We start from the raw sequence: 5,443 nt of genomic DNA on the forward strand, positions 1-5,443 counted from the left end.
AGGTCCGCACCGGCAGCGCGGGCGGCTCGGCCGCCGGCGCCCCCAGGTCCGCCTCCGCCTGCCGCTCCCGGGCGTCGAGGTCGGCGAGCAGCCCCGGACCCAGCAGCGCCGCCGGGTCGGCCGGGGCCAGCGCCGCCAGCACGGCCGCCGGGGAGGGCCGCCGGGCCGGGTCCTTGGCCAGGCAGGAGGCGACCAGCGGCAGCAGCCCCGCGGGCACCCCGGACAGGTCCGGCTCCTCGTACACCACCCGCCGGTTGACCCGGGCGGGCTCACCGCCGCCGAACGGCGCCCGGCCGGTGAGCGCGTGCACCAGCACGCAGCCCAGCGAGAACAGGTCCGCCGCCCCGGAGGTGACGGAGTCGGAGACGACCCGCTCGGGGGCGATGTACCCCGGCGTGCCGCACACCGTGCCCGTCCGGGTCAGGTGGACGGCGTCGAAGGCGCGGCTGATCCCGAAATCGATGACGCGCGGGCCGTCCCGCGCGATCAGCACGTTGCCCGGCTTCAGGTCGCGGTGCACCACCCCCACCGCGTGGATCGCCGCCAGCGCCTCCGCCAGACCCGCCCCCAGCGCCCGCGCCCCCGCCTCGCCCAGCGGGCCGAACCGCAGCACCACCTCGCCCAGGGTCGGCGCGGGCAGGTAGGAGGTGGCCATCCAGGGCCGCCGCCCGCGCGGCTCCGCGTCGACCACCGGCGGGGTGTGGAAACCGGTCACCCGCCGGGCCGCCTCCACCTCCTGCCGGAACCGGCGCTGGAACTGCGGGTCCCCGGCGTACTCGGGCCGGATCACCTTCACCGCGAGCAGCCGCAACCCGGGCGAACGGGCCAGGTACACCTCCCCCATCCCGCCCTCGCCCAACAGCCGCAGCAACTGGTGCGGCCCCACGAACACGGCCCGCTGCGCCCGCCCGTCCGCGGTGTTCCCCTCGGCAGCCACCGAGCCTCCCCGTGCGCGTCGCCGTCCAACCCAGACAGACACAGTGACACGTACAGCTCACCGGTGGTTCCGTTTTCCCGCCGGAGGCGGCGTTCCGCCGCAGGAAGTCCGAACTCGCCCGCCGGACAGGTGAGATGACGCCCGATCAACTGCCGGCCGGCCGTCGGCAGCGGTCTCAGGGCTTGCGCGCGACGCCGCCCGCGATGCAGCGCCGACCCGCGGTCAGCGGCTTCAGCCGGGGGCCGGCGGGCCACCAGTCGCAGCACCGGACCAGGCCGGGGGCGAGCAGTTCCAGACCGTCGAAGAGTCCCAGCAGTTCGTCGCGGGTGGAGAAGATCCCGCTGCCCATCATGCTGTGCAGGAACACCTCCTCCATCTTCCGGGCGGTCCGGCTGTACTCGTCCTCCGGGTCCAGGAAGTGACTGACCGCCACGTACGACCCGGACGGCAGCGCGTCGGCGTAGGCGCGCACCAGCTCCCGGCGGGTGCGCACCGCCTCGCCGTTGTAGTGGTGCAGCGTGCCCAGCTGCAGCAGCGCGATCGGCCGCTCCCAGTCCAGGACGGACCGCACCGTCGCGTCCCGCAGCAGCGCCTCCGGCGCGAAGATGTCCCCGGCGACGACGGCGGTCCGCTCGTCGCCCGCCAGCAGGGCGCGGCTGTGGGCCAGCACCATCGGGTCGTTGTCCACGTAGACGACCCGGGCCCGCGGATCGGCGCGCTGCACCACGGTGTGGGTGTTCTCGGCGGTGGGCAGGCCCGAACCGCAGTCCAGGAACTGGGTGATCCCGGCCTCCGCGGCCAGGTACCGGCAGACGCGGATCAGGAAGGCGCGGTTCTCGACCGCGAGGTCCACGGCCTCGGGCGCGACCTCCGTCACCCGGCGCACCACCTCCAGGTCCACCTCGTAGTGGTCGGTGCCGCCCAGGAAGGCGTCGTACACCCGGGCGATGCTCGGCTTCGTCAGGTCGACGTACGGCGGAACGGGTTCGTCGGAGATCGTCTGTGACACGCCAACGGACTCTAGCCCGGACGGGTCGGCCCCCGTGGCCGCGAACGCCCGGGGCGCACCGGGCTCACCCGTTCGAGCGAACGTCGGCCGCTCGGGGGCGGGGCGGTGCGGGGCCGGGCGGAGGCGGGGCGGGGCGGGCGTGCGACGTCCGAAATCCGCCGGACACCACCCGCCCGATGGCGAAGGCTGGTGCGCACGGGACGCCCGACGACCCGAACGACCGGAGAGGAACGACCGATGACCGTCCACATGACGATCGAGAGCCCGCTGGGCGACCTGCTGCTGGTTGGCGAGGAGTCCGCGAGCACGGGCGGCGGCCTCGCGCTCGCGTCGGTGTCGATGACGGGCCAGCGGAACGCCGCCGTCGTCCGGCCCGGCTGGGAGCACGCGCCCGCGGCCTTCACCGAGGTGGTGCGCCAGTTCGACGAGTACTTCGCCGGCGCCCGCGAGCAGTTCGAACTGACCTGCCGCACCCGGGGAACGGCCTTCCAGCAGCGGGTGTGGTCCGCGCTGGACGGCATCCCGTACGGCACCACCACCAGCTACGGCGGGCTCGCCGCCGGGATCGGACTGCCCCGCACGGCGGTCCGCGCGCTGGGCACCGCGATCGGCGCCAACCCGCTGCTCGTGGTGCGCCCCTGCCACCGGGTGATCGGCGCCGACGGCTCGCTGACCGGCTACGCCGGCGGCCTGGAGCGCAAGCAGCACCTGCTCCTCCACGAGGGCGCCGGCCGGGCCGCCTGAGCGAGCCCGTCCCGCCGCCCGAACGGCGCCCACCCCCGGCAGCCCACCCCGGAGCCGGGCAGCACACCGGAGGAACCATGACCACCACCACCCGCCCCGGGGCCGCCGCGGTCGAAGCCGCCGACGCGGTCGAAGCCGTCGACGCGGTCGAAGCCGTCGACGGGGCCGACTGGTCCGCCCTGACCGAGGAGTTGGACGCGCACGGCTGCGCGCCCACCCCGCGCCTGCTGACCCCGGCGCAGTGCCGCGAGATCGCCGCGCTGTACGAGCAGCCCGGGCACTTCCGCTCCACCATCGACATGGCCCGGTACCGCTTCGGCTCCGGCCAGTACCGCTACTTCGCCCACCCGCTCCCGGAACCGGTGAGCACCCTGCGGGCGGCCCTCTACCCGAAGCTGCTGCCGATCGCCCGCGACTGGGCCGCGAAGCTGGGCCGGCCCGCGCCCTGGCCGGACACCCTGGAGCAGTGGCTGGACGCCTGCCACCGGGCCGGGCAGCGCAAGCCCACCCCGATCCTGCTGCGCTACGGCGCCGGCGACTGGAACGCGCTGCACCGCGACCTGTACGGCGACCTGGTCTTCCCGCTGCAGGTCGTGATCGGCCTGGACGAAGCCGGCAGCGACTACACGGGCGGCGAGTTCCTGCTGGTCGAGCAGCGCCCGCGGGCCCAGTCCCGCGGCACCTCCACCGTCCTGCAGCAGGGCCACGGCCTGGTCTTCACCACCCGGGACCGCCCGGTCCGCTCGGCCCGCGGCTGGTCCACGGCGCCGGTCCGGCACGGCGTCAGCACGGTGCGCTCGGGCACCCGGCGCACCCTCGGCCTGGTCTTCCACGATGCCGCGTGACGACGTGAGGACGTGGCGACATGAGGACGTGAGGACGTGGCGACATGACGACCAGGGCGGCCGACCGGGGCACCCGTCGGTACACGCTGCTCGGCGCCGACGGCCGACCGTACCCGAGCGACACGCCCGGCACCCTCGGCGGCCACCGCCCCGGGCGCCTGTACGGACGCCTCGACTGCCCGTCCGCGCTGCGGGCGGTGGCCCGCGGCGGCTACGTCCGGCACCGGGTGTTCTTCGCCGACGAGCCGACCGCCCGCGCGGCCGGGTACCGTCCGTGCGCGGTGTGCCTGCCGGAGTGCTACCGCAGTTGGAGAGCCGGTGCGAGGAGATGACGTGGGACGGCTGACCGAGAGCCGGGGGCGTCCGGGTTCGCCGCTGGTCGGCCGCCCGGGCGGGTACCGGCCGGCGGCGCCGAGTGTCCGTGCGGCCGGGTACCGTCCGTATGCGGTGTGTCGACGTGGTGGGGAGAGCCGGTGCGAGGAGATGACGTGGGACGGCTGACCGAGAGTCGCGGGCGTCCGGGCTCGCCGCTGGTCGGCCGCCCGGGCGGGTACCGGCCGGCGCCGCCGGGCGCCCACACCGGGGCCGAACTCGCCCGGCTGGTCAGGCTGTTGGCCGGTGCGAGGCCGTCGGTCGAGTCGGTCGCGGTCGGCCACGGCCGGGACGACGCGTCCCGCGCGGCCGCCCGCGCCTTCGCGGAGGTCTGGCAGTCCGCGCACGGCACCGTCCTGACCGTCGTCGACTGGCCCGAGGACGCCGCTTCCTGGCTGCGCCCGGCCCGGCGCCTGACGGCGGGGGCGCCGGACGCCTGGGTCGTCACCGGCGCCGCGCGGGGCTGGGCGCAGCTGAGCCGGCGCCTGCGGCACAGCACCGACTGGCGTCCGGACCGGACGTTCGCCTTCGCCCCGCTCGGGGACGTCGCGGTCCTCGAACTGGCGGGCGCCGAAACCCTGGAGGGCTTGCGCGGCGCGTCCCCCGACGGCGGCAGCTGGTGCGTCGGCGGCGGCCTGATCATCCACGACGACCACGACGACCCGGAGGGCTGAGATGGCGGCACTCATTCCGCGTCCCCGGATGCAGCTCGCCCCGGGCGCCGTCCACGTCCCCGGCTGGCTCACCGTCGAGCAGCAGCGCGAACTGGTGGTGGCCTGCCGGGGCTGGGCATCGGCCCCGGTGCCGATCCGGCACACCAGGCTGCCGCGCGGCGGGGTGATGTCGGTGCAGACGGTGTGCATCGGCTGGCACTGGCAGCCGTACCGCTACACCCGCACCGCCGGTGACGTCAACGGCCACCGCGTCGCGCCGTTCCCCGGCTGGCTCGCCGACCTCGGCCGGCGCGCCCTGGTGGACGCCTACCAGGACCCGGCGGCGGGCGACGACTACGCCCCCGACACGGCGCTGATCAACTTCTACGACGACCGGGCCACCCTGGGCATGCACCAGGACAAGGACGAGCGCTCCGGCGCCCCGGTCGTCTCGCTGAGCATCGGCGACACCTGCGTCTTCCGCTTCGGCAACACCGAGAACCGCAACAAGCCCTACACGGACGTGGAACTCGCCTCCGGCGACCTGTTCGTCTTCGGCGGCCCGTCCCGCTTCGCGTACCACGGCGTCCCGAAGGTCCTGCCCGGTACCGGTGACCCCGCGACCGGCCTGGCGAGCGGTCGGCTCAACCTCACCATGCGGGTCACCGGCCTGACCGGCTGACCCCGCCCGTCCGGCCGTCCCGCCCCGCTCACCTCCACCGACGTACCCACCCGCACCCCGCCTCCGAGGACCTAGTGCCGCGTCAGGCAACCTTCGCCCGTCGCGGCGCCCGGCACGCACTCTCGCCGCACCGGCCGAAAACCCGAGTACATCCAGTACGAGGGCTTCCGTCCGGCACGCCGACAGCACGCACCGGACGCC

General features: G+C 75.4%; 7 protein-coding genes. 5 read left to right on the plus strand and 2 right to left on the minus strand.

The genetic code is table 11. From position 1 onward, the window contains the following. Both ACWEO5_RS37865 and ACWEO5_RS37870 read right to left on the minus strand, forming a co-directional pair. Positions 1-937: serine/threonine-protein kinase (locus ACWEO5_RS37865; RefSeq protein WP_452166614.1), on the minus strand; the 937-nt coding region annotated here is incomplete at its 3' end. 175 nt (positions 938-1,112) lie between these two features. Beyond that, positions 1,113-1,946, minus strand: a complete 834-nt coding sequence (locus tag ACWEO5_RS37870; protein WP_452166615.1) for an SAM-dependent methyltransferase — start codon at positions 1,944-1,946, stop codon at positions 1,113-1,115. 237 nt (positions 1,947-2,183) lie between these two features. Between ACWEO5_RS37870 and ACWEO5_RS37875 the strand changes: the two genes are divergently transcribed. The 5 genes from ACWEO5_RS37875 to ACWEO5_RS37895 all read left to right on the plus strand — a co-directional run bounded on the left by ACWEO5_RS37875 (position 2,184) and on the right by ACWEO5_RS37895 (position 5,242). Next, positions 2,184-2,690: a methylated-DNA--[protein]-cysteine S-methyltransferase gene (locus tag ACWEO5_RS37875; protein ID WP_452166616.1), complete on the plus strand. Its 507-nt coding sequence runs from the start codon at positions 2,184-2,186 to the stop codon at positions 2,688-2,690. 77 nt (positions 2,691-2,767) lie between these two features. After that, a complete protein-coding gene (locus ACWEO5_RS37880) occupies positions 2,768-3,535 on the plus strand; it encodes a 2OG-Fe(II) oxygenase (RefSeq protein WP_452166617.1) in 768 nt (255 codons plus the stop codon). Positions 3,536-3,579: 44 nt separating this feature from the next. Then, positions 3,580-3,867 (plus strand): metal-binding protein, encoded by a 288-nt coding sequence (locus ACWEO5_RS37885; RefSeq protein ID WP_452166618.1) that lies wholly within the window; start codon positions 3,580-3,582, stop codon positions 3,865-3,867. Between the two features lie 156 nt (positions 3,868-4,023). Further along, positions 4,024-4,581 (plus strand): hypothetical protein, encoded by a 558-nt coding sequence (locus ACWEO5_RS37890; RefSeq protein ID WP_452166619.1) that lies wholly within the window; start codon positions 4,024-4,026, stop codon positions 4,579-4,581. Position 4,582: 1 nt separating this feature from the next. Continuing rightward, positions 4,583-5,242 (plus strand): alpha-ketoglutarate-dependent dioxygenase AlkB family protein, encoded by a 660-nt coding sequence (locus ACWEO5_RS37895; protein WP_452166620.1) that lies wholly within the window; start codon positions 4,583-4,585, stop codon positions 5,240-5,242. Positions 5,243-5,443 lie beyond the last annotated feature (201 nt).

The organism is Kitasatospora sp. NPDC004272 (assembly GCF_053603035.1).